This window comes from Candidatus Peregrinibacteria bacterium, from assembly GCA_016699755.1.
Lineage (GTDB): Bacteria > Patescibacteriota > Gracilibacteria > CAIRYL01.
In genome coordinates this window covers 963,527-987,885 of the sequence record CP065009.1, presented here as the reverse complement: position 1 = coordinate 987,885, position 24,359 = coordinate 963,527, and the positions used below count along the sequence as shown (strand labels likewise).

General features: G+C 40.3%; 25 protein-coding genes and 1 tRNA gene. 12 read left to right on the top strand and 14 right to left on the bottom strand.

All coding sequences use genetic code 11. The features are described from left to right. Positions 1-120: 120 nt before the first annotated feature. The 4 genes from IPN35_04440 (at position 121) to IPN35_04425 (ending at position 3,374) form a co-directional block, all read left to right on the top strand. The gene (locus IPN35_04440) at positions 121-1,665 is read left to right on the top strand and encodes an S-layer homology domain-containing protein (protein QQS58824.1); all 1,545 of its coding nucleotides are present in this window, start codon (positions 121-123) and stop codon (positions 1,663-1,665) included. A gap of 352 nt (positions 1,666-2,017) precedes the next feature. Continuing rightward, positions 2,018-2,320 (top strand): hypothetical protein, encoded by a 303-nt coding sequence (locus IPN35_04435; GenBank protein QQS58823.1) that lies wholly within the window; start codon positions 2,018-2,020, stop codon positions 2,318-2,320. Between the two features lies 1 nt (position 2,321). After that, positions 2,322-2,756 (top strand): hypothetical protein, encoded by a 435-nt coding sequence (locus IPN35_04430; GenBank protein QQS58822.1) that lies wholly within the window; start codon positions 2,322-2,324, stop codon positions 2,754-2,756. A gap of 126 nt (positions 2,757-2,882) precedes the next feature. Then, complete coding sequence (locus IPN35_04425; protein ID QQS58821.1) at positions 2,883-3,374, top strand: transposase; 492 nt, start codon at positions 2,883-2,885, stop codon at positions 3,372-3,374. A 650-nt stretch (positions 3,375-4,024) separates the two neighbouring features. Here the strand turns inward: IPN35_04425 and IPN35_04420 are convergent. The 3 genes from IPN35_04420 to map all read right to left on the bottom strand — a co-directional run bounded on the left by IPN35_04420 (position 4,025) and on the right by map (position 5,916). Further along, a tRNA-Met gene (locus IPN35_04420) sits at positions 4,025-4,099 on the bottom strand. 45 nt (positions 4,100-4,144) lie between these two features. Then, positions 4,145-5,092 (bottom strand): fructose-1,6-bisphosphatase, encoded by a 948-nt coding sequence (locus IPN35_04415; GenBank protein ID QQS58820.1) that lies wholly within the window; start codon positions 5,090-5,092, stop codon positions 4,145-4,147. A 65-nt stretch (positions 5,093-5,157) separates the two neighbouring features. After that, a complete protein-coding gene (gene map / locus IPN35_04410) occupies positions 5,158-5,916 on the bottom strand; it encodes a type I methionyl aminopeptidase (GenBank protein QQS58819.1) in 759 nt (252 codons plus the stop codon). A 101-nt stretch (positions 5,917-6,017) separates the two neighbouring features. Here map and IPN35_04405 point away from each other — a divergent pair, with 101 nt between their 5' ends. The 4 genes from IPN35_04405 to rnc are packed head-to-tail and all read left to right on the top strand — an operon-like array spanning position 6,018 to position 9,098. Beyond that, positions 6,018-7,691, top strand: a complete 1,674-nt coding sequence (locus tag IPN35_04405) for a glycosyltransferase family 39 protein (GenBank protein ID QQS58818.1) — start codon at positions 6,018-6,020, stop codon at positions 7,689-7,691. A 55-nt stretch (positions 7,692-7,746) separates the two neighbouring features. Further along, on the top strand, positions 7,747-7,974 hold the full coding sequence (gene rpmF, locus IPN35_04400) for a 50S ribosomal protein L32 (GenBank protein ID QQS58817.1): 228 nt from the start codon (positions 7,747-7,749) through the stop codon (positions 7,972-7,974). A 27-nt stretch (positions 7,975-8,001) separates the two neighbouring features. Then, positions 8,002-8,421, top strand: a complete 420-nt coding sequence (gene nusB / locus IPN35_04395; protein ID QQS58816.1) for a transcription antitermination factor NusB — start codon at positions 8,002-8,004, stop codon at positions 8,419-8,421. Further along, complete coding sequence (gene rnc, locus IPN35_04390) at positions 8,418-9,098, top strand: ribonuclease III (GenBank protein QQS58815.1); 681 nt, start codon at positions 8,418-8,420, stop codon at positions 9,096-9,098. Before nusB ends, rnc begins: the two co-directional genes overlap by 4 nt. Positions 9,099-9,114: 16 nt before the next feature. Here rnc and IPN35_04385 read toward each other — a convergent pair whose 3' ends face one another. From IPN35_04385 to IPN35_04360, 6 genes are all read right to left on the bottom strand, one after another. Continuing rightward, positions 9,115-10,467, bottom strand: coding sequence for a Fic family protein (locus tag IPN35_04385; protein QQS58814.1), 1,353 nt, complete (start codon positions 10,465-10,467; stop codon positions 9,115-9,117). A 64-nt stretch (positions 10,468-10,531) separates the two neighbouring features. Continuing rightward, positions 10,532-13,009 (bottom strand): leucine--tRNA ligase, encoded by a 2,478-nt coding sequence (locus IPN35_04380; protein QQS58813.1) that lies wholly within the window; start codon positions 13,007-13,009, stop codon positions 10,532-10,534. A 116-nt stretch (positions 13,010-13,125) separates the two neighbouring features. Further along, positions 13,126-13,644 (bottom strand): nucleotide exchange factor GrpE, encoded by a 519-nt coding sequence (locus IPN35_04375; protein ID QQS58812.1) that lies wholly within the window; start codon positions 13,642-13,644, stop codon positions 13,126-13,128. Then, entirely contained in the window at positions 13,641-15,014 is a 1,374-nt protein-coding gene (locus tag IPN35_04370; GenBank protein QQS58811.1) for an extracellular solute-binding protein, read from the bottom strand. The genes IPN35_04375 and IPN35_04370 overlap by 4 nt, the downstream gene beginning before the upstream one ends. 6 nt (positions 15,015-15,020) lie before the next feature. Continuing rightward, positions 15,021-15,740, bottom strand: a complete 720-nt coding sequence (locus IPN35_04365) for a hypothetical protein (GenBank protein ID QQS58810.1) — start codon at positions 15,738-15,740, stop codon at positions 15,021-15,023. A gap of 110 nt (positions 15,741-15,850) precedes the next feature. Then, a complete protein-coding gene (locus tag IPN35_04360; GenBank protein QQS58809.1) occupies positions 15,851-16,705 on the bottom strand; it encodes an NAD(+)/NADH kinase in 855 nt (284 codons plus the stop codon). A gap of 417 nt (positions 16,706-17,122) precedes the next feature. Between IPN35_04360 and IPN35_04355 the strand changes: the two genes are divergently transcribed. From IPN35_04355 to IPN35_04345, 3 genes are all read left to right on the top strand, one after another. Beyond that, complete coding sequence (locus IPN35_04355) at positions 17,123-17,950, top strand: hypothetical protein (GenBank protein QQS58808.1); 828 nt, start codon at positions 17,123-17,125, stop codon at positions 17,948-17,950. After that, on the top strand, positions 17,947-18,891 hold the full coding sequence (locus IPN35_04350; GenBank protein ID QQS58807.1) for a hypothetical protein: 945 nt from the start codon (positions 17,947-17,949) through the stop codon (positions 18,889-18,891). The genes IPN35_04355 and IPN35_04350 overlap by 4 nt, the downstream gene beginning before the upstream one ends. Positions 18,892-18,959: 68 nt before the next feature. Beyond that, positions 18,960-19,424 (top strand): hypothetical protein, encoded by a 465-nt coding sequence (locus IPN35_04345; GenBank protein ID QQS58806.1) that lies wholly within the window; start codon positions 18,960-18,962, stop codon positions 19,422-19,424. Between the two features lie 6 nt (positions 19,425-19,430). On the opposite strand, the gene smpB is transcribed toward IPN35_04345, so the two are convergent. The 5 genes from smpB to rplV form a co-directional block, all read right to left on the bottom strand. Continuing rightward, positions 19,431-19,877 carry an SsrA-binding protein SmpB gene (smpB, locus tag IPN35_04340; protein ID QQS58805.1) on the bottom strand — a complete coding sequence of 149 codons (447 nt, stop codon included), beginning with the start codon at positions 19,875-19,877 and terminating at the stop codon, positions 19,431-19,433. A gap of 8 nt (positions 19,878-19,885) precedes the next feature. Further along, the gene (locus IPN35_04335) at positions 19,886-20,815 is read right to left on the bottom strand and encodes a hypothetical protein (GenBank protein QQS58804.1); all 930 of its coding nucleotides are present in this window, start codon (positions 20,813-20,815) and stop codon (positions 19,886-19,888) included. Between the two features lie 123 nt (positions 20,816-20,938). Beyond that, entirely contained in the window at positions 20,939-22,504 is a 1,566-nt protein-coding gene (locus tag IPN35_04330) for a hypothetical protein (GenBank protein QQS58803.1), read from the bottom strand. A gap of 136 nt (positions 22,505-22,640) precedes the next feature. Continuing rightward, a complete protein-coding gene (gene rpsC / locus IPN35_04325) occupies positions 22,641-23,318 on the bottom strand; it encodes a 30S ribosomal protein S3 (protein QQS58802.1) in 678 nt (225 codons plus the stop codon). A gap of 25 nt (positions 23,319-23,343) precedes the next feature. Beyond that, positions 23,344-23,688: a 50S ribosomal protein L22 gene (rplV, locus tag IPN35_04320; GenBank protein QQS58801.1), complete on the bottom strand. Its 345-nt coding sequence runs from the start codon at positions 23,686-23,688 to the stop codon at positions 23,344-23,346. A 131-nt stretch (positions 23,689-23,819) separates the two neighbouring features. On the opposite strand from rplV, the gene IPN35_04315 reads away from it, so the two are divergent. Next, a complete protein-coding gene (locus IPN35_04315; protein QQS58800.1) occupies positions 23,820-24,353 on the top strand; it encodes a methyltransferase domain-containing protein in 534 nt (177 codons plus the stop codon). Positions 24,354-24,359 lie beyond the last annotated feature (6 nt).

Sequence of the window (24,359 nt, the reverse complement as noted above, 5' to 3'; positions counted from 1 at the left end):
AACTCCCCTTGACGAAGCAGAGAAAAGCGTTTGCACAGAAAATAGGGAGAAGAAAAAACTCTTCATTTGTTTCCAATGGTCTCAAAGGGTATTATCTCCTTGTTTTTCTCTTTGCTTTTTATGTCTTTCCGATTTTTTTTGACAACCCTTTTTACAGGAATCTTTTTCCTCCCTGTTTTTTCTGCTAGTGCATGCGAATGCCCACTTCTCACGCGTGATCAAATTATTGCCGCCGCAGATGCCATTTTTGTTGGCACAGCGGAGCAAATTTCTACAGAAAATGGTCAGGTAAAGACACTTTTTTCTATTCAGAAGTCGTGGGGAGACCTGCAAAAGGTTACTTTTGTGTGGAGCGACATTCCAGGGATTGATTCTTGTGGACCGCAATTTGAACAAGGGGAACAATACCTTATTTATGCTCGAGAATTTCAAAACGGACTTTTTACCGATTCGTGCGCGGGCAATAAAGTGAATCCGGAAAATGTGGAGAGTTTTCTTGGTGAGCCAAAGGCAGCGTATACCGCGCCAATTGACATTCCAAATGAGAAACCTGCCTCTCTTGAGGAGGAATCAATTTTTCCTGATGTTCCCAAGCAGTCATCTTTTCGGGATGCTATTTTGTACCTTCATGAACGAGATATTATTGGTGGATATTCCGATGGTGATTTCCGTCCAGAAAAAACCATTAGTCGCGCCGCATTCGTAAAGCTCATTACGCTTTCGGTCTTTTCGGAAGATAAAATTGTGGCGTGCAAAACGAATCAGCGTTTTTCTGATGTTCCGCAAGAGAGCTGGTTTGCGCCGTATGTGTGTATGGCAGTTGAACACGGTATTGTGAGTGGATTTCCCGATGGCACCTTTCACCCAGAAAAAGCGGTGGCGTTTGCGGGAGCCTCTAAAATGATTGTGAATGCTTTTGAATTAGAGCCACTTGGAGCAGGGGAATGGTTTGCGCCTTTCGCACGTCGTCTTGGTATGGAAAAGGCTATCCCCACTTCTGTTGAGTATGTTTCCGATCAGCTCACACGAGCAGAAGTTTCTGAAATGCTTTTTCGCCTTTTGACAAAAGAAAAAACAAAAGATTCTGCCGATGTCGAAACAATATTAGGGCAAAACTGCCTTCTATTCGATTTTGAAACAGTAGCGAATGTCGATATGAATCGTATTCGCGAAACATGGCTTGGTTGGACGAACACCGCGCGAAATAAACGAGGGCTCAAATCGTATACTCTCAATAATCAACTCTCACGCACGGCGACTCTTTGGTCAGAGCAAGCGGCACAGCAAGGTTTTATCTCTCATAAGCGTGCTGGGCAAAAAGAGATTTATTATGACTACTGGCGTATGGAAGAGTGGTTTTCTAACCTTGGGCTCACTTTTTTCAATAATCACCGAACAACCTTTACCGAAAATATTGGATGGGGTCCATATCGTTGTTCCCAAGCTGATTGCACCGATGAGCTCTTGGGCGCTATTCGAACGACATTTGATTTTTATATGGCGGAAGAGGGAACCGGAAGTACGGCGCATTTTGAATCTGTCGTAAATCCGTATTTTCAAGAAATTGGTATTGGTATTTCCGTAAATCCTTCCGGAGACACCTATTTTCTTACTGTACACTACGGAACCACGATCACTTCCGATCCAGCGCCTATTTGTGGGTGAACTTAAAGATCCGTCTTTTATAATATGCAATTATCATCTCAAATAATGTGAGTTCCGATGGCACTACAGAGACCAAAATCTTTATGATAAAATGCTAAAGGTTCTCAGAAAATTATAAAATCTGCTATTCAAGAGCCAATAATTTTAGGTTCTTCTCCCACTGGAGTCTTCCCAATAGGGGACTCATGAGTCAACTAAGGTCGAGCAACACGATGTTGATGTTCAATATAAGCGTTAATCGTTTCACATAAGCACTAAATAGAGTGCGCCACCACTTCATCAGCCATATCTCCACACTCCAGTGCCTTGAATTATGAAAAAGGAATAGGACATTATGATGTTGATGTTCTATATGAATAAGCACTCTGTTGGCGTTATCTGCCGGAGTCCCTTGCAGGAGACTCCGGCAGGAGCAGATCCTACAACGAAAATATCATACGAAGTAAAAAACTACTCCAGTGGAAACGTTCCGAGAAGTACTGATATTGAGAACCAAGTCCTAAAAGAAGTATGGCTAAGAGATAATTATGAAGGTGGAGGAAATTATAATCCCGTGTGGATATTTATAGAAAGAGGTCCGACAATGTCAGGACCGAAAGGAGGTCTACAGAAAATGCTAGAAGACAACGATATCCCTTTTATTATTTTGCGATAATATGTCCTTTTTAAAGACGTATGATTTTGGCAAATATTCATTCTTTGATATTTGCGAATGGCTAAAAACGAAAAAGGAACTAGAATGTGAGTTTCTTGATTTTGATAGAACGTATCCGCGAATGCATATTAATAATACTGATATATATGTATATATACCCTTACCTGGTGAAGGTCATATTTCTGGATATTTTCACTTCAAACCAAGAATCAACGAACAATACAGATATATCAAAGACGACCGCTACGAACAAAGCAAAAAACTCTACCAAACTCTTTCTCGAAAATTTGGCATGCCCGGTAAAAAAAGCCCTGCCTGTACTCCGGAAAACACAAAAGACTGGGACAAAATTCAGGAGTTTTTAAAAGAAAACGCACCGAACTACTGGGAGCATAAGAATAAAGAGGAGAAAAAGTTGTGGGAATTTTGGAAATGATACGTGTTCTTTACCCCGTTCGATCGAGTCTTTTGGACTCGACCGCAGAAGTAAAATCTAACAACCATGACAAAGAACTATAAATCGAAACACCCCGGCATTCCCTATTTTCTTACTTTCACTGTTGTGAAATGGATAAATGTATTCACGAAACCAGAATACTGCTATATTCTTTGGGATAGTCTTCAATACTGCCGAAAAGAAAAAGGAATGAAACTCTATGCCTTTGTCTTTATGACCAACCATATTCATATCATCATAAGTGCCAGTAAAGAAGAGACACCACTTTGGCATATTATTCGAGACTTTAAAAAATTCACCGCTCAAAAAATAATTCAAAAAATGCAACAAGAAGAGAATAGAGATTGGATATTAAACCTTATGAAAGAAACAGGAGAAAAAAATGGAGCAAATACCCAATACCAATTCTGGATTCAAGATGACGGAGCGATAGAAATATCCAGTGAGAAATTCTTTCATCAAAAAATGAATTACCTCCACCACAACCCTGTACGAGCACAGATCGTCTCAAAACCTGAATATTACGGATGGAGTTCAGCTCGTCTTTACGAAAAAGACGATACTCGATTTCTCGATTCTCTTTCTGAGATATTCTGATGAATACTGTTTGTTTCATTCACAGGGAAAGCGGTCGAGTCCAAAAGACTCGACCGAACGGGGGATTTTGGCAAATATTCTTTCTTTGATATTTGTGAGTGGATTATCAAAAAAAAGGGGTTAGAAGTAGAATTTCAGAGTAGCGCTCGAGATTACCCAAGAATGCAGGTAAAAGGAACCGATAATTATATATATACCAATACCTGACCAAATTTTTATTACTGCCAACATACTTTTTGATCCCAAATTTGATGAAAGATATTCCATTATCAAAGATGACCGTTACGAACAAGGCAAAAAACTCTACCAGACTCTCTCTCGTAAATTTGGAATGCCCGGTAAAAAAAGCCCTGCCTGTACTCCGGAAAACACAAAAGACTGGGACAAAATTCAGGAATTTTTGAAAGAAAATGCTCCAAAATATTGGGAGCACAAGAACAGGGAAGAGAAAAAACCGTGGGAATTTTGGAAGTAAATTTTATTGTATCAATTTTTTCTCCCGCTGGAGTCTCCCAATAGGGGACTCCAGCGTTAGCACCTTGAATGAGCTTCATTCATAGCTCAATGACCATAGGGTAACGCCCTCAGGTCGTGGAGTCGTCTTTTTTCGGATTTTGATCTTCGTTTTTTGGTTTCAAGGTAAAAAAAACTGGTTGCGGGGGTAGGAATCGAACCTACGACCTTCGGGTTATGAGCCCGACGAGCTACCTCTGCTCCACCCCGCGTCAATCGTAGGGGCATTATCTCGAAACCATTGGTTTTTGTCTAGGTTATTTTTCAGAACCCAGCTTTTCTACTGCCTGCTCTACGGTTTTTTTTGACCCCGCGAGAATGGTATCGGTCTGATGGGTTTCGATAATCACCTTGTCGAGTAGATTGTTTCCATGTTCATCTACTGCCATTCCTCCGGCGGCATTTATGAGAAACGCAAATGGAGCGCATTCAAAAAGCAGGCGTAGTTTTCCCTTGGGGCGATTTTTATTCGCAGGATAGAGAAAAATCCCCGATCCTTTTGTGAGCATCATGTGAATATCGGGTACCATTCCTCCAGAATATCGTAAAGATTTTCCCGATTTTGCAAAGTCGGTAATGAGATTTTCGTACTGCTTTTTTTCTGCAATTGCTCGAATATTTCCAGGAGCAAAAAATTGAGCTTCCTCCGCAAGAGCAATATTTTTTCGAGAGAGAACAAATTCGCCAATAGCATTTTCAGTAAATTCCCAGACGCCTTTTTCGGTGGCAACGACAAAAATAGTCTTCGGTCCATAGAGAATGTATCCGGCGGCAACTATATCTCGTCCGGTTTTTCCGAGGAAATCTTTTCCGGGAAAAATGCCAAAAATAGATCCAATGGCAAAATCCGCATCAACAATAGAACTTCCATCAAGTGGATCGAATGCAACTGAATATGGATTTTTTGATGAACAGGTGATCTGCACCGCTTCTTCTTGTTCTTCGCTGGCGAACTTCGCCACAGATTGGCTTGAGTGAAGGTGGTTGCAAAAAATACGATCAGAAAGAACATCAAGCGCAAGCTGTTCATCCCCTGATTCATTTGTAGAATTGACGTAGTCGAGATTTTCGTTTCGGATAGTGTGTGCAACATACTTCCCCGCGTGAGCAATGGTGAAGACAACATTTCGCAAGCTGTCTTCCATGCCGGCTTCTCGCAAAAATGGGTCGATGCGGAGAAACGGATCGAGTGCAGTAAAAGACATATATTTGGGGGAAATGGCATTTTTATTTTCTCATAGACTCTTTTCTTTGTCGAAAAGGAGGAATCTTATGAGAGTGTTAAAATTTCGTATCCCGTTTCGGTAACGAGAATGGTGTGTTCAAACTGTGCGGAAAGCGCACCATCTTTGGTTCGAACCGTCCATTTGTCACTTTTATCAATCACCGATTCCCAGTTTGAGCTCTCGTTGATCATGGGTTCTACGGTAAAAGCCATCCCCGTGCGAAGAATTATTCCGGGATGACCAGTGTCGTAGTGGAGCACTGAGGGATCGGTATGAAACACAGATCCAATGCCGTGTCCCGTAAAATCCCGCACAATGCCATAATTGAATTTTGAGACGTATTTTTGAATCGCTACTCCAATATCATTGATTTTTGCTCCTGGTTTTACTGTGGAAATACCCCTGTACATTGCTTTTTCGGTCCGTTCTACCAGTTTTTTTGCTTTGCTACTCACATTTCCAATGCAGAACATGCGCGAAGTATCACCGTAATATCCGTCCTTAATAACCGTGACATCGATATTGAGAATATCGCCATCTTTGAGAATTTCTTTTTCCGAAGGAATTCCATGACAAATGACGTTGTTGATTGAGGTACAAATACTCTTGGGAAAACCATGATAGTTGAGTGGCGCTGGAATATCACCGTTGTTGACAATATGTTCATGACAAAGGGTATTTAGTATTTCGGTACTTACTCCTTTTTGAACATACGGCGCAATAAAATCTAATACTTTTGCCGCCGCTTTTCCTGCGGCGCGCATTTTTCGTATTTCTTCCGAAGAAAGAATGGGAATTGCCATTTTATGAGAAGGAAAAACAAAAAAATCCCTCAGAGTATGTGCTCTTTTTTGAGAGTTGAAAAGGACTGGTAGTTTTTTTCCAATTTTTGAATACTGGATATATGTTTTCTTCCTCCCGATTTTGGCTGGTTTTCCCTCCTATTCTTTTTACTATTCTCGGATTTTTACTCTATTTTCAGAGCATTTTTTTCGGAATTACCTATTCTGATGATAATGTGCTTGTTCTTGAAAAACAGCCTTTTTTCTCAAATCTTGCGAATATTCCAAAAACATTTCTCGATGATGATTTTCAGAACCAAGGACAAGGAACGTATTACCGTCCACTCGTGATGTCGAGCTTTATTCTCGACACCCAATGGAAAAGTCCAAACTCGTATGTCGCCTATCACATAACGAATATTCTCCTCCTTGTTGTGGCGGCGTGGCTCACGTTTTTCTTGTTTTGTATTCTTGGATTTCCAAAATCCCTATCATTATTATCAGCAATTCTTTTTTTGGTACACCCCGGAAATAATCAGTCTGTCGCATGGATGACGGGACGAGTGGATACTATTCTTACTATTTTTGTTCTCAGTTCCCTTCTCTTTTTTATCCGATTTTTTCGAACGAAAGACCTTCTTTCTGCTCTTTTTTCTCTCTTTTTTCTTGTGACAGCGCTCTTCACAAAGGAGACTGCTATTATGCTTCCCCTTATTTTTGTAGAAATGGCAGTTGTCTTGGAAGCGCAAAAATCCACTTCATCATTTTTTTCGCAAATACCATCAATTCTTCTGCTTTGGAGGAAGAAGAAGCAACATACCTTTTTCTGGTTTGGCGGAGTAACACTTTTGCTTACTGCATGTTGGTTTTTCCTTCGAAATATCGCCATTGCCCCTAGTATTCAGGGAGTAAAAGAAAGTCATCTTTTTACGTTTGAGAATATTATTCTCTTGTTTCATAATTTGCCGTTTCTCCTGCCTCACTTGGGAAAAATAGTGCTCCCCATTAATCTCTCTCCCTATCACGTTGCTGAAGATATGTTGTTTTTACCAGGGCTTTTTTCCCTCTTACTTTTGGGAACTTTTGGGTGGTTTTTTCGAAAAAGAATCCATTTTCTAATTGTTCTTTTTGGGATGACGTGGTTTGCACTCTTTCTCATTCCTACGTTTTTAAATCCCGATTCCGAACAGGAGAAGGCATTTTTTGAAAATCGTCTCACTCTTCCTATGGTTGGTATTCTCCTTATTTTTCTGGAATATTCCCGTGCAATTTGGAAACAAAGAAAGTCACTTCTTTATGCTTTCTGGGGAATAATCACCCTTCTTTTTGCCACACTTTCTTTTTGGAATATTGGATATTACAAAGATGGCATATCTTATTGGAAACGGGCAGTAGAAACCTCACCCCATGCGTCTTTTGCATGGAATAATCTTGGTGCTATGAGTTATTTGTCAGGAGAGAAAGAAGTTGCAAAATCTCATTGGAAACGGGCACTTCAGGAAAATGCGAAAGAAAAACTCGTGAATGCGAATCTCGGGCTTCTTGCTATGGAAGAAGGAAAAACACATGAGGCAGAGCAGTATTTTTTACAAGAACTCAAAATTGATCAATTCTCTGAAAAAGGGAATATAAATCTTGCTCTTCTCTATGCCAATACAGGGCGATTACCTGAGGCAAAGAAGATTCTTAAGTCTTTTCTTGTTGTTTTTCCAGATCACGAAGAAGCGCGAAATATGCTTTTTCAGATTACCAGTTTTGAGAATCAACAATCCTCTAAGAAAAACAAAAATCTTTGACTTGCATTTCTCCAAAAAAACCTTCAAAATCTCACGGCTATCATTTATTTGAACCATGGCTGTTCCAAAGAAAAAACCGGCAAAATCCGCCTCAAGAACCCGATATTCTCATTTTCAAAGCCTAGTACGTATCCGTCTTCAAGAGGAAACCCATGGTGTTAATTGTCCTTCTTGCGGTGCTTTGCGTCTCAGTCATTGTGTTTGTCCTGCGTGTGGTATGTATAAGGGGCGACAGGTGCTTCAGAAAAAGAAATCGAAAGAAACCACTCGTGTACAGGCATAGTCTTTAATTCTTTTCGTTCCGTTTTTCATGAAACAGCGGCATCTTGCCCGGCAAGTTGCGGTTCAGGTGATTGTATCGCTTCTCCTTCAAGACGCTGACCCTGAGGAGGTTATTACTTTTGTCCATGAAGATCTCAACGAGCGATTAGCGAGTCGAAGTTTTTTGACGCTTCTCGTCTATGGCGTGCTTCAGAATCGTGAAGAAATCGATAAACACATTCAGTATTTTGCCCCAGAATGGCCTATTGTAAAACTCGATCCTGTTGAACGTGCCATTCTAGAATTGGGGAGTTTTGAGCTCACTGCTACTGACACACCTCCGGCTATTGTTATTAATGAATCGGTCGAACTTGCGAAAGAGTTTGGCGATGATACTGCTGGAAAATTTATTAACGGTGTTTTGAGCTCTTTAGCGCGACATATTGGGAAAATTCCGGCTCCACTATGAATCCTTCTCAGCTTTCAGGTCTTCTTGGCGTTCCTCTTCATGATGTCTCCATTTTTGAGTTGGCGTTTACGCACAAGAGCTATGCCAATGAGCACAAGAGCGTGGAGCACAATGAGCGTCTCGAATTTCTTGGGGATGCCGTTTTAGAGCTGGTTATTACGGAGCATCTTTTTCGTATTTTTCCCGAAAAGCCAGAAGGGGAACTCACAAAGTACCGAAGTGCCCTTGTTTCTGGCGCTTCTCTTTCTGGCATTGCAAAATCTCTTGATTTTGGGAATTTACTTTTCCTTTCTCGAGGAGAAGAAATGGGAGGAGGAAGACAAAAAAATCCAATTCTTGCTAATGTATTCGAGGCAGTGGTGGGAGCCATTTATATGGATTCAGGATTCTCCGTCGCACAGGAGTTTATTACAAAAAATGTTCTTTCGCGTCTTTCGGAGGTTGTTGCCAAAAAACTTTACATTGATCCCAAATCTGCTTTTCAGGAGTGGGCGCAAGAAAAACGAGAAATTACTCCAGAGTACCATCTCCTAAAAGAATTTGGTCCTGATCATGAGAAAATGTTTCGTGTTGGAGTTTTTTTGGGAGAAGAAAAAATGGGAGAAGGTTTGGGAACAAGTAAGCAAAAAGCAGAAGTGGCGGCGGCAGAAGATGCACTCGGAAAAAATATGGAATAATTTCAGTATCTTCTTTCTACAGAAAGTCTCTCACCTTTTTTGTAGGAAAAAATACAACATCCTTTTTTCGCTTTTTAGATATGAGGAGCTTTCTTATTTCGAGGTCGATGAGGTCTTTTCTCGCCGTGATATACGAAATATTGTGGTAGAGCTGATGTCTTTTGAAAGTAGTAAATTTATCGCTCTTTTTTGCAAAGTACCGCAGTAACTCTATTTGTCTTCCCGAAAGGTCATGGTGTTTTTCGGCAATTTGTCTTCTCTTTTGTTCTTCTTCTGTCGCCTTCATTTCGTATTGCTCAAAATCTTTTACCGAAAGACGCATCTGACGAATGATGTAATCAAAAAAATAGGTGAGATTATTCTGATCTTGCTCTGCAAGCAAAAAAGCATTTTCATACTGCCGTTTTGATGCTCGAATCCGGTTTGATATGGGAAGAAAACCAATAGAAAGATAGTTTTTTCGAAGGAGGTACCAGTAAAAAAGTGCGCGTGCTGTTCGTCCATTTCCATCGCAAAAGGGATGAAGATATGCGAGCCAAAAATGAATTAAAATGGCACTTGGCAAATCTCCAAAGTATTCATCACATTTTAAAGTGTCATTCGTAAAATCGATACATCGCAAGAGTTGTTTTCGCATCTGCTTTTCTTCTGGAGGGATAAAAGCAGTTTCATTTGAAAGTGGGTTGCCAACAACGATATGGTCTTTTTTGGTTCGAAATCGTCCCTCCTGATCGGAATTCTCAAGAGTACCTCTGGTAAGACTTTTTTGAATTTCGAGCAGAAGTTCTTCACTCATGTTTCGGTGTTTCCATTCGGTTTCAATACGAACAATAGTCTCATAGTTGTTGATCACCATTTTTTCCGAATGTGTTTTTGGGGCTCGTTTTGATTGTAAAAGCTCTTTTCCCTGTTTCCGCGTAATTATTGCTCCTTCAATTTGCGAAGAAGCAATGGCTTCTTCTACGGTTCCTTCAAATATTTTTTTCCTTCGGAGTTCCTGTTTCTCTTTTGAGAGCGTGTGATGCGACTTGTATACACCAAAGTTTTTTGAAAAATCATCACAGAAAAACCGAAATCGATTGAGTTCTTCCCAAACAAATGGGTTTCCGTTTGTATCGGTGAGAGGAGTTTTTTTGGCAGAAAATCCACGGATAATCGAGAGGAGTTGAAACGATTCTTCTGGGTTGAGTTCGGGGGGAAGAGAAGGAGAATATTGTACCTGCTCCCACGATTTGTATTGAGGACTGTTTTGTTTTTCCAAAAATATTTTCCAATGCTCGGAAGAACGAAATTCATCAGAAAAAATGAGTTTTTGCAGCTTCTTCCAATCTATTTTTTTTCCATCTGGTTTTGGAATTTTGAGAAACATCTATATAAAAAAACATATATACTTTGTGTAAAGTATATATGTAATTTTGAAAAAAGTATATATATTATTTCGCCACTATATTCACAATTTTCCCTGGGACATAAATCTCTTTGAGAATATGTTTCCCTTCCAGAAATCGTTGTACGTTTTCGAGTTCCTTTGCTTGCAAGGTAGCGTTTTCTTTTGTGATATCTGCCGGAGCCTTTATTGATCCGCGGAGTTTTCCGCAAACTTGTACGGCAATTTCAATTTCTTCGTCCTTAGTGAGGGTTTCGTCCCATGTTGGCCACTCGGAATAGGTAATACTTTCTGTTTTTTCAAGACGTTCTCTCCAAAGCTCTTCCGCGAGGTGTGGCGCAAATGGTGAGAGAATTTGCACAAATTTCGTGGCGCCGTTTCTTGGCAAATGCGAAGCTTTTTGCATCGCATTTACGAGAATCATGAGTTGAGAAATAGCAGTATTAAATTTAAATTCTTCAATATCGTGGGTTATTTTTTTGACGGTTTTGTGTACGAGTTTTTGAAATTCTTTTCCAGGGCAGGCGTCTGCTATAATCTCTTTTTCGTGAAACGTACGCCAAATGCGCTGAAGAAATTTGTACATTCCTTCAGCAGCATTCGTGTTCCATGCCTTATTTTGCTCAAACGGTCCCATGAACATTTCGTACATACGAAGGGTATCAGCGCCGTATTGCTCCACAATTTCATCGGGATTGACTACATTTCCGAGTGACTTACTCATTTTTTGTCCGTCTTCTGCCAAAATAAGCCCTTGATTCATTAATTTTTTAAAGGGTTCTTTTGTGCTCACAAGTCCCAAGTCAAAAAATACTTTATGCCAAAATCGGGAGTAGAGCAGGTGAAGCACTGCGTGTTCCGCGCCACCAACATATAAATCCACTGGTCCCCAGTACTGTTCTGCTTTTGGTGACCAAGGTTGTTTTGTATTTTGTGCGTCCATAAAACGGAGCCAGTACCAGTTACTTCCTGCCCAGTTTGGCATGGTGGAAGTTTCTCGGAAGAAGATTTGTGATCCGGTTTTTGAGAGCTTCACACTTCCGTCTTTTTGTATATCTCCTTGTATTTTTCCCCAGTCTTGAATTTTTGCCAAAGGACTCTTACCACTTTCAGTCGGAAGAAAATTATTCGTTTCTGGCAGAGTGATGGGGAGTTCCGATTCATCAAGCGGATAGATACTTCCCTCTTCGTCACGAACGAGTGGAATGGGTTCGCCCCAGTATCTCTGGCGAGTAAAAATCCAGTCGCGGAGTTTGTAATTTACCTTCCGCGTCCCTTGCCCCTTTTTCACCAAATAATCCATGATTTTTTCTTTTGCTTCTAAGATAGGGAGCCCATCCAAGAATTCGCTATTTATCATAGTTCCAGCGACTTCTTGAACTTGTTCGATATTTTCGATGGGAGACTTATCGCCGTCTGGCGAAACGACCACACGAATAACATCAATTCCCATTTCTTGTGCGAATTCAAAGTCGCGCTTGTCGTGTCCAGGAACACCAACCACTGCTCCGGTTCCTACATGAGCCAGTACAAAATCTCCCACATAGAGTGGCAATTTTTTATCATTTAACCGGTTGCGAACAAAAAGTCCGGTAAAAACACCTGTTTTTTTTCGTCCATCTGCCATGCGGTCAATATCCGATTTTTTCGTTGCTTCTTGTCTATATTTTTCTACTTCGGTTTTGTTTGGAAGAGTATCGAGGTGTTTCTTGAGAAAATTGTGTTCGGGAGCAAGCACGACAAACGTAGCGCCAAAATTAGTATCGGGGCGTGTGGTGTAACAGGTGATAACTTCCTCTTGCTCTTCTATAGGATACTCAATTTCAATTCCTTCGCTTCGTCCAATCCAATTTTTCTGCATAGCAATAATTTTTTCTGGCCAATCTTCTAGCTCCTCAAGATCTTCCAGTAATCGATCAGCATATTCGGTAATGCGAAACATCCATTGTTTTAAATTTCGTCGTTCCACTTCTGCTCCGCATCGCTCGTGGCATCCTCCTTCTACCTCTTCGTTTGCGGCAACAATGCGACATTTTGGGCACCAGTTCATTGGCATTTCTTGTTCATAGAGAAGCCCTTTTTTGTACATCTTCAGAAAAATCCATTGCGTCCAGTGATAGTATTCCGAATCCGTTGTAGAAAACTCTCGACTCCAATCATACGAAAACCCAAGAGACTGAATCTGTCGCTTAAAGGTGGCAATATTCTCTTTTGTTGTTTTTTCGGGATGTTGCCCTGTTTTAATGGCATAGTTTTCCGCAGGAAGACCAAAAGCATCCCAGCCCATGGGATGAAGTACCTCAAAACCGCGCATTCGTTTGTAGCGTGCAATAATATCCGTAGCGGTATATCCCTCGGGATGCCCCACATGAAGCCCTGCTCCCGAAGGATAAGGGAACATGTCGAGAACATAATATTTTGGTTTTTCTGATCCCGTTTCTGCACGAAATGTTTCGTTTTCTTTCCAATATTTTTGCCATTTTTTTTCTAATATTCGGTGATTATATCGTTTTTCGGGGGACATACATTTTAAGAAATATCAGCAAAAGTATGCCAAAAATACCCCTGAAAGAGAAGAGCGAAAGCTTGTACAAATATTTCGATTTGTGATTTTTGAGTGCCAGAAACAAAAAGTATATCTTAGCTTTCTGGTGTCTTGCTCCCCGCTTTAATTTTTGCAGGACGAATTACTTTTTCTCCAAGTCGGTAGCCACTCTGGAGAATTTCGCACACCATTCCTTCTGGTTTTTCCTCATCTGCCATAATCACTTCGTGAAAATTGGGGTCAACGGGGATATCAGTAGCTTCTATTTTTTCCACGCCAATGGTAGAAAGTGCAGAGAAAAGACCAATAAAAATGGCTTCAATACCCTTTTTCCATTCGTCTCCTTCTTCTGTTGTATTCTTCATGGCAAGTTCAAAGTGGTCGAGGCTCGGAAGAATGGCAAGAATCACTTTCTCCATCCCAAGAACAGGAAGTCGGCTTGCATCGTCTTTCCATCGTCTCCGAACATTTTGCAAATCTGCAAGCGCTCGAAGAAGTTGTTCTTCCTTTTCGGAAAGATCTTTTTGGAGTGCCTCCACTTCACTCAAGGATGAAGATGTGTTTTCTTCCAGATCCGGTGGATTTTTCGATTGTTGGGAGCTACTGTTTTTCATGGATTCTGAAGGAAAGAAGAGAGAGCAGTGCTTGAGGCTTCTTCTGCCGATATTTCACCAGAAAAGAAGCGCATTCCATTCTCTAAAAGTTGCTTGCGAAATGCAAGGTCTAAAATATTGTTGGGAAGATTTTGTATTCCAGAAAGTAAAGATTTCATCTTGTTTTCCGAAAAAAGATCGTTTCGCGCTGAGAAAAAATTGTCTTGTCGAAGAACAATGGTCTGGTTTTCTCGAAATGCAAGAAAGAGTGCAAGTGCCCAAGCCTCTCGCTGGTAAGCGGATCTTTTTGAAACGACGAGTGCGCGTGTTTCCCCTGCAATTATTGGATTTTTTTGATCAAGTTGGGGGAGGGGGAGAGTAAGGATATCTTTTTTTTCAATCTTTGGGTTTTTAGCGACATCTCTTTTCTGAAGAATATGCTGAAGAGTTTCATTTGTTCCAATGAGAATAGCAGATTCCCCATTAAGAAACTGCTCTTGTGCATCTGTATTCGCGTGTTTCCCCCCGCCTTCTGTTGTTGTAAGAAGATCGAGAAGTTGAAATATTTCGAGTGTACTGTCAGTCATCTTTTCTCCGGTAGATTCTGCTTGTGCAAGAAGAGAAAAGAAGAGAAGTGAAAAGAGAGAAGAATTTTCTTGAAGAGGAATGGATACAAAAGAGTTCTTGTTATTTTTGGAATATTTTTCAAAGTTTTTTCGATTACTCAGAAATCCCTGCCAGCTTGCTTCTGGCTTTCCAGAAACGGCAACACGATCATCTGAAAGGAGTGTACGATTGACGATGAGAAAAGGAGCATCAACAAAAAGAGGAACACCTTTCATTTTTCCCTCTTTCTCAAAAGCAGAACACGAAGATGAAAGGAATGTTTCGAAACATTCCTCTGGAGAAAAGAAAATTTCTGGTGCATCAGCAAAAAGTGATTCATATTCAGAGCGCCACACACTGCTCACGAGAAAAATATCTGGAGACAATCCCTGTCGAAATGAAGAGGAGAGAAGTAAAAGATAGTCATTTTCATTGGTGATAAAGCGAATATCTACTTCTGCGCTGGGGAATCGCTTTTGGAGTGATTCGTATGCCCACCGAAAAGAATCTGGGGAAATACCGTATGTCCACACGGAAAGTTTTTCGGGGATACTCTGTATAAGTTTCGTTGGATCGGTAAGAGACTCTTCTGGTGAGACAGAAAAAATATTTTTTGTCCATTGCTCTAGTGCTGGAACGTGTTCTTCAATATTTCTTGCGAATACGGTACTATCGGCTACTCGCTTTTCAAAGACAAGGGCAGAAGCGACTTCAGAATAAGGAGAGGGAGATAACCCAGTTCCTGTTAAGAGAAGAAGCCCGAAGGAAAAAAGAATTCCACTCATGAATGACTATCGATACTGAAGAAATTCAGTTGCCGATTCCACAGCGGCAATATTTCGTATGTAATTCATGCGCATGGGACCTAAAATGCCAATATATTCCCTTTTCTTTCCGATGAAAAACATGCTCACAATGAGGCTACATGATTGAATTTCAGGGATGGCATTTTCACTTCCAATAAAAATCCGTGGCTCCTTAGCAATTTCAAGTGAATCGAGAATAGCGCGAAAATTGTTTTCAAGAACACGAAAAATACCACTTGCGATACCTGGTTCAGAAAATTCTGGTTGTTGCAGAGCGTTGGAAAATCCCAAAAAGAACATGCGATCCGCGCTCGGAATAGTAGAAAAAGCAACATTTGGGGTGAGTGCAGTGAGGACATTCACTGCATCATAAACATTTTCATCCTGAGCTTTTGATTGGAGATATTGCTCAAAATGTTGTGTAAATTCCCGTTCTACCGATGGTCGTAGTTTTGCAAGATCCGATTGACATGTCGAAACGTAGTGTCGAAATCCATGTTCAGTAGGAATACGTCCTGCAGATGTATGTGGAGAACGTAAAAATCCTTCCTCTTCCAAAATACTCATTTCGCTTCGGATAGTTGCAGGGGAGAACCCAAATCCAAAGCTTTCTTGGAGCGCACGCGACCCTACAGGAGAAGCCGTTTCAATAAAGTTTTGAACAATGGCCCGAAGAATAGTGTAGCGTCTCTCGTTTTTTGGCATTATGAAGAGGAAAAGAGGAGGTGAGACTACTCTAAATTATACTCTTTTTTTGTCAGAAAAACCAACAGCAAAATTCTTGGTGGGTGGTATTGGTAATTTTATTTCGATTTTTAAATTTCTCCTCCTCCCCAGTGCATTTTCCGTTTGAGAGTTTTGAAAAAATGTTCTTCTGGGAGACGAAGAAAAATCACTTTTTTGTCACTTATGCGAACATGTACAATATCATTTCTTTCCATAGAGATCACTCGTTGTCCATCTATTGTGACCAATAACCCTTCTCGATTTTCGGTATCTGCAGAGAGAGAGATTTCTTTTTCTTTTGGAAGCACAAGCGTGCGATGCGAAAGCGTATGAGGGCACACCGGAGTTAGGAGAAGCGCAGAAAATTCTGGATGCACAACTGGACCACCTGCAGAAAGTGAATAAGCGGTGCTTCCGGTAGGAGTAGCAACAATAACGCCATCCGCTCGATATGTTGTAAGATATTTTCCGTCGATGAGTGTGCGAATGGAAACAAGTCGAGCAACGGATGATTGCGATACCACAGCATCATTGAGGGCATGAAATATTGTTTCTTCTCCGTTACTTTTTTGAAATGTTACGTCTAAAAGTGATCTTTCATCCTGTATATAGTCTCCACTTTCCATTCGAGTTATTGCCGTTGAGAAGGAATGCGGAGGGGTGTCTGCCAAAAATCCAACGGTTCCCGCACAAAGGGGGAGGATTGGGGTGGAAAACTCCTCCATGCGTCCCACAACACTTAATACGCTTCCATCTCCTCCAATAACAACAAAAAGATCATAACCCTCCGAAAAATTAACAGAAGGATACTCTGCATATTCTCCCTGCCTTGTTTCAGGGGTGAGAAAAAGTTTTTTCGTCTTCTCTTCAATGGCATCAATGACGAGATGAAGTGCAGAAGATGAAATTCCCGATCGAGCGTGAAGTGCGATTCGATGAAACATATTCTCATTTTCCGATATTTTTCTTTTTTCAACAAGAGGTAATACTCTTCTGAAAAATAAAAAAGAGGAATTATCCTTCAAAAAAGAACACGTCTTTTTTCTGAAAAAACTAAACGTAAGAATTTTTAAAGTGATAGGAAAAGGACATATTTAGTGCATACCATTTCGTTCTCGAAAAAATGGTTTCTTGGATAAAAGTTAATGTATTAGGTTTGAACTCCAGATGGTAAGAGGTACACAATCTTTTCATGCCTTTTTATGGTCTTGGATTTTTTTAAGAGGATTGTCGTGGTTCGTCAATATTTGTTTGTTTTTATTATTTATAGTAAAATAATAGGAAAAAAATCATACAAAATGCATTCCCAAAAACAAAAACTTCTCCGTGCGTTTCCATTTCTTTTTGTTTGCGGGTTTTTGTTGATTCCAGAAATTTCTTATGCAGGACCTCTTGAACCAGGGCTTCACAATTGGGCGCCTGGTATAAAGGAATTTTTTCATTCATTTTCCAATGGAAGTACAAGTGAGATGATGCAGTCCTTTTTCTTTCAGAGCTTCATGCCGATAGTTCGGTATTTATTTGAATTTTTGGCGCTTATTACTTGGACCATTTATATTATGGGAATTATTACAGCAGAGAGTGAAGAGGCCATTTCGACTCAGCGGAAAAATGTTACATGGGGTATTTTGGGGTTTGTGCTTGTGGCACTTGCCACGGAAATCGGTGATGTTTTGAATATTATTGGTCAAGGGGAGAACATTATCGATCCAGAGCCAGCAAAAAATCTGCTTCAACGTATTGTTTCAGGAATGCAAGTCTTTGTTGTTCCTATCGCGCTTATTATGATTTTTTATGCAGGACTCACATTTATTCGTGCAAATGGGCAAGATGACGAAGTCGACAAGGCAAAGAAAATTTTTCAGTGGGGATTTTTTGGTATGATTGCTGTTATGCTCGCTGGTCCTCTTGTAAACTTTGTATTTTATCCAGAAAGTCGGACATTAGGAGAAACAGAAATTCAGAATTTTGCAGAACAATTTACTGGACTCCTCAATTTTTTTCTTGCCTTCTTGGGGTCACTTACCACTTTTGCACTCGTTGTTGCTGGAGCATATTATGTCACTTCCTTTGGAGATGATGAGCGGCAGGGGAAAGCAAAGCAAATCATCATCGGTTCAGGACTTGGAATTATTATCATCATCTCTTCGTTTGCACTTGTTTCTGCCCTTGTTCCTTCATCTTCATGAAAAAACCACTCGCTCTTTGGCAGGCATTTCGTATTACTCTCTGCTACCTTTTTCTCATAGGGTTTCTCGTCATCGCTGGAGGAGAAGCCGAGGTATTTTCTGCCGATGTTTCCCTTCCTCCTGTCCCTGGAATTTGGAATCCTGATCCAGTGGCAAATAATGCACCAAGTTCAGGGTCCGCCATTCTCTCCAATGGGATAAAAGCGGCAGTTGAAGTTATTCGTCTCTTTTTGGGGATGATTGCGATTATTTGGATCACTTGGAGCGGTATACAAATAATTTTTTCTGGAGGAAATGAAGAAAGCGTAAAAAATGGAAAGAGGGGAATTACCTGGGCACTTCTCGGGTTAGTATTCTCTTTGGTGCTCGACATCATTATTTTTGATATTCTTGATCTGAGAAACCTCACTACTCCCGAACTCATCAACACAGCAGCGAAAGAGACAACACTCTTAGTGCTCAATGCGTTGAGCTGGTTTCAGTCACTCATTATTATTGCGGCGGTCGCTTTTCTCCTTATTTCTGGATGGAATATGATTTCCGCATTTGGTGATACGGAGAAAATTAGTCAACAGAAAACTGTACTTACTTGGGTTGGCGTTGGGGTAGTAGTTATTCTTTTGAATGAAGTGCTTGTCAAGCAGGTGCTTTATCCGTATATGCTCAGTGGCGATGGAATAGTAAAATACAGTCCAGATGCCGCTCGTGGTATTCATGAGATTACTGCGATTTTACGCTATTTTCTTGGGTTTTTAGCGGTTATTTCACTGGCGATTTTGGTGTATGGCGGAGGACTTTGGATTTCCGCATTTGGCGATGAAGAGCGTATAGAATCTGGAAAAAAAACAGTTCGCGGTGCCATTATTGGTATTATTATTATTTTGACGAGCTATGCGCTTGTTGCCACGTTTGTAAGTGGACAAATAGGAGGATCTTCATAGTGTTTCACGGGACTGTTATTTTTTAATACAAAAAAGTTGTATAATAAAATAAATTTTCAAAAACAGACATGACATTCTTTGAGAATCGAATAGCATTTTTTGCTGAAAGTCCAAAATATACTCTTGAATGGACTCATCAAAATGCGACGCGTAGAAATCTTCAAGAGAAAATTGAAGCGAGTATGGATTCTGATGTGACGAAAGTTCAAAATATTGTGAATAGGAATGGAATCAATATGAATGATTTCCCCATTCAGTTTCAAAAACAGATTCATGGAATTCCCTATACTCTTGTTCGACAGCGAGGAGAGAAAAAGACTTTTGCTATCGTTGGAAATAGTAGAGTTGTAGGAACATGGAGTCGGGGGCAATTGCTTCAAGCAAACACTCAATTTTTAAAACAGGATACATATACTCATGAAAATGCTGTGCAGGATTCTGGTGGAGAATCGAGACTAAGCATTGGAGAACCCTCTCCTTATATCAAACAAAGAGCAGAACGGCTGAGGAGAAGAATTGAAAAATCTATGTAATTTTCTTTATTTTCCGCCATATTGTCTGAGCGTTTGTTTCGCGCGGCGTTCGGTATCTTTTGCTTTTATACTCTGTCTTTTATCGTACTTTCGTTTTCCGCGGGCAAGAGCAATTTCTACTTTGGCATAGCCTCTCGTAAAAAAAAGTTTTAAGGGAATTACTGTAAGCCCTTGTTCTTCTGTTTTTTTGATGAGTCGCTCAATCTCTTGTTTTTTAAGGAGTAATTTCCTCTCTCGCTCTGGATTGAGTTTTTCTTGTGCAAATTCCCATGGCTGAATATTGAAATTTTTCAGAAACGCCTCTCCGCTTTTGAGAGAAACAAATGCTCCCGAAAAACTTCCACGTCCTGCTCGAAGCGATTTTATTTCCGATCCGTGGAGTACCATTCCTGCTGTAAGTCGATCGAGAATTTCGTAGTCAAAAAATGCCTTTCGGTTTTTTATCTCTGCCATGGTTCGTTTTACTGAGGAGTAGGAATGAATTCTTTTCCGATATTGTCTTTTTTTACGGAGAGCGAAAAGCAGAAATTTCCTGCAGAATGACTCCAATTTCCGTTTCCAAAATATGATGTGTCGTTATCTTGTTGATTATCTCTCTCAAAATTGGCGCAGAGTGTATATTCTCTCTCAGAGGTGGGGGTATAGGAAATATTTTTGTCTTTTATATCCTGAAGAGAAAAACTTCCATATTGCGGAGAGGCGATACTTTCGATGTCTTTGGGAAGTTCCTTTTCATTTTCTGCATAGGCTTCCACTGTGTATTGAAGTGACTGAAGAAGAGCAATAGTATTTTCATCGATTTTCTTCATTCGTGTTATTTGAGGATTTTCAAGAATAGTAAAAGCCCAAAAGAGAGGAAGCAGAACAACTGTCCAAAAAATTCCAGTGAATACTCTATTTTTCATTTTCTGAAAAGCAGAATCGTTCGTATGAACATCCAGAAAATAGAAGAGAAAAATGCCTCCGGAAATTCCCAAAATAATGAGGGATTTTAGTAGGAATCGTATGGTTAATTCTCCTCCCAAAAATGAATAGAGCGTGGTGACAAGGTCTCCCAAAACAGTGGCAATGGTAATAAAAAGTACGACATAGGTGAGCCAGCGTCGAATTCCCGATTCGTAGGAAAGTTTTTTTTCCGCCAAGAATCGATAAAGAGTTTTTGTCGTGAAAAAATAGACAGGGGAAGCAATGAGAAGTGCTGCGATTCCAAACTTAAGGGAATCTTGCGAGAAGTCTTGAGAATACAGGTTTGTACTTTCTGGAAAGTAAAAATGCACCATGGAGAAAAGGAGATTGCCCACTCCAAAGGCGACAAAACTCAATGAGAAGAAACTCGTGAGATAGAAAAAGGCATTCTGTGCGCCATTTTCCGTAGTTTTTTGAGAAGACATTTTTTTTAAGAAAACACATGTAGTATCCTCTCCCATATTCAAGAAATCAAGACGGGTATTCCGGCTTTCTCTTAATCATTATTCTACTTCGACTCGTTTGTCATGAGAAAAAAATGAGCCTTTCTATAGTGCACGAACTTCTCCAAAAAGCTCAGTAAGATCATCATTTCGAGGCATCCACTGTAAAGATATACCGTCATTCTCTCCGGATCCGTAGTCTTCCCACAGAAATCCATCCTCTCCAGGGTTTGTTCCATTAATATAAATTCTTGCTCCTAAAACTTCATCTCCAGAAAAGTTCCCTGTGGAAGAAATATTCGCTTCAATAAGGAATGAGCGAGGACTTTTAATTTTATATCGATTTCCACTGTCCGAATAACACGAATCACCAGTGGCACATGAGCCAACCATAAGAGTTTGTTTTCCTGTAAGGTCTTCTCCAGAAAGGGAAGCAATAACTTCTCCTCCTTGTAAAAGACGCAAACTTGTTACGGAAAATGATTGCTCCAAATGAGAGAAAGCAGAAATTTCGACACCAATGTTCTGTAAAAAAACCTCACGATCCCCTTCAGCAGAGAGGGTAAATTTGAGGAGATTATTCTTGCCAGAGTGAAGAGGAGTGTTAGGTTGACTTTTGTCTTCTTCAACTTGTAAACGGCTCCGCACAATAAAAAAATGGGGATTTGATTTCGGAGGAATATCTGAAGAAAACACCATTTCTTTTTGGCTAAAGTAGCCAATAATACGAGTATTTCCTGCTAAGAAAGGAATAGTAACAAAAATGGTAGACCCACTTCGATCACGTACCATAGGAAGAGTATCCACCGTTACAAAAATACGCTCTCCCTCTTCAGGAATAACAACCTGAAGCCCCTCAAAAAGCACAATTCCATTACTCTGAATACTTCCAGATTTCGCCATTTCTCCATTTTTTTTGAGAAACGGTGTTCCATCTTGGTGCCACAACGAAACCGCTTCAACCATACCTTGATCATCGGGAATATCTGGAAAAATTCCGGTGGTGTCCACTCCATTGATTTGTACTGCAAGCTTTTCAATAATAGCTGGTTCGTTTCTTGGCTCAAAGAAAAAGGATCCGACAACATTCTCTTTTGTTCCAGAAAGGAGAATATTCGATTCTGGATCGGGAATCGTTCGTAGTCGTGTTTCTGGGAGAGGAGGTCTTGTTTTGGGATATTTCACTTCTGATGCTTGAGGAGAAGTATCTTCCGAAGGCTCATGAGACACGTCTTCTTCTGTTTTCTGGGGGAAGCTCAGATCTTCTCGCTGAAAAAAAGACTGAAAACCATCTCTTTTGTTGCCGTACTTTCCAAAGGTCAAAAATCGCAGAGTATTTGTATTTGTCGAAAACTTCGAGGAAACATGATATTGAAACTCAGGGGATTCTTTTTGAAATAGGCAAAGAAAAATAGCTTTCTTCCGAGGAAGGAGTCGGCATAAAGAAGAATCATCCAAAGAAATATCAGATTTTAGGAATGGCGTGTGGTGAAGAAGGATAATAGTGTCTCCCCCTTCTTTTGTTGGCAAAAAAGAAACATCTACAGCAAGCGAGCCTGTTTCATTCACAAGAGAAATATGAGTCATCCTCTCCTCGCTTTTTTCGGCAAACGATAGGGGAGCAAAGAGGAGGAAAAAGAGGGGCACAATAATTTTATTTCGAAAACGCATACTAGAGAAAAACAGCTTTTACACCAATGAACCTTCTCAAAGAAAAGTGCAAGAAAATCTCAGCTGAATGATCCGCATTTTCTGATGTTACCACTCCACAGCTCTTTCGCTCATCTCAAAAAAATCCAAGGAAAAACTAAATTGCTTCTGCGAGTGGAGACATTTCCATTTTCTTCTGAAGGCGATTTTTGAAAACTTCTCCACGAAAAATCCATACTTTTATTCCAATGGTTCCGTAGGTTGTCTCTGCTCTTCGGGAAGAGTAAGAAATATCAGCTCGAAACGTTTGAAGTGGAATTTTTCCCTCCAAAAAGAACTCCGTCCGTGAGATTTCTGCTCCATTGAGACGTCCGCTAATCTGTACTTTTGCCCCTTTTGCTCCAGCATCCATTGCTTTTTTGAGTATTCCTTTTGCGGCACGGCGAAAACTTACACGACGCGAAATTTGAAATGCAACAGATTCTGCAAGAATTTCAGCATCAAGATCGGGACCCTTTACCTCTCGAATGGTCACTTCAAAATTCTCACCAAACTCTTTTTGAAGTTCTTTTTTTAAATCTTCCACAGCAGTTCCACTTCGACCAATAATAACTCCGGGCTTACTCGAATGAATAATAAGAGCAGTGTGAGCACTTGTCCGCTCAATCTCGATACGAGAAATGCCCGCATCAGTTAATTTTCGGGAGAGGAATTTACGAATACAGATATCTTGTTTCAGGTACCGACTAAAATTTTTTGCATCTGCATACCACATACTTGGCCAACGAGTGGTTATGCCGATACGAACATCATTTGGATTTGCTTTCTGTCCCATGAAAAGAGGAGGAAGAGAGAAAAAACTATTCGGAAGCAGAGAGAGAGGTGTCGGTGAGTTCCACAAAAATGTGAGAACTTCGCTTTTTAATAGGAGCGACACGTCCTCGAGAAGATGGAATACCACGACGCAATGTTCTTCCTTTTGTTACAATTATTTTCCCCACTAGAAGGGCATCCTCCAATTTTCCATCATTATTTTTTGCATTTGCAATGGCAGAATCAATAACCTTTTTAATAACCCCTGCCGCACGCTTATTGAGGAGCGCCAAATACCTCACCGCCTTCTTAGCAGGCATGTTTCGCACAATACCGGCAACAAGGTTTACCTTTTTTGGAGAAATACGAATATCACGAACGCTCGCTTTCATAAGAAAAGTGCAAAAACGCCAAGGCATTCTCCCGAATTCCCACGTAAAAAGTCAAGGAAATTCCAATGGAAAATATCATTTTACAAAATACTCTTTGATAGAAATACAAAAAAACGACATAATAGAAGGAAATGCGAATAGATATTTTCTTTGCTCTTCTGACGGCGATACTCCTTTTTTTCCTCTTTGTTCGGGGTGGACTTTCGATTGCTCCATGGGTTCCCACTCGAAAACGGGATATTGAGAGAATTCATCGCATGGCAAAATTACAAAAAAGGGAGGTTTTCATAGATTTAGGGTGTGGAGACGGAAGGGTGGCTCGAGAAATAGCATTAAGAAATCCAGACGCAATCATAATTGGCATGGAGATTTCCTTGTTTTTATTTGCTTATGCATATTGGAAAAATGTTGTTTTTCCTCTTCCAAATCTCTCTTTTCAAAGGGGAGATATTTTTCAGAAAGACCTTACAAAAGGGGATGTTTTTTATCTCTTCGGACGGAGAGAAAGTGCAGGAGATATTGAAGAGTATTTTCAGAAGACAAAAGGGAGAGGAAAGCGCCAGAGGCTCCTTTCGTATCATTTTCCTCTTCCAAAAACGACCTATGTTCGAAAGGACAAGGGAATAACAGAGCAAGCAACCATTTACGAATACCTCTTGGGATAGTAGAAA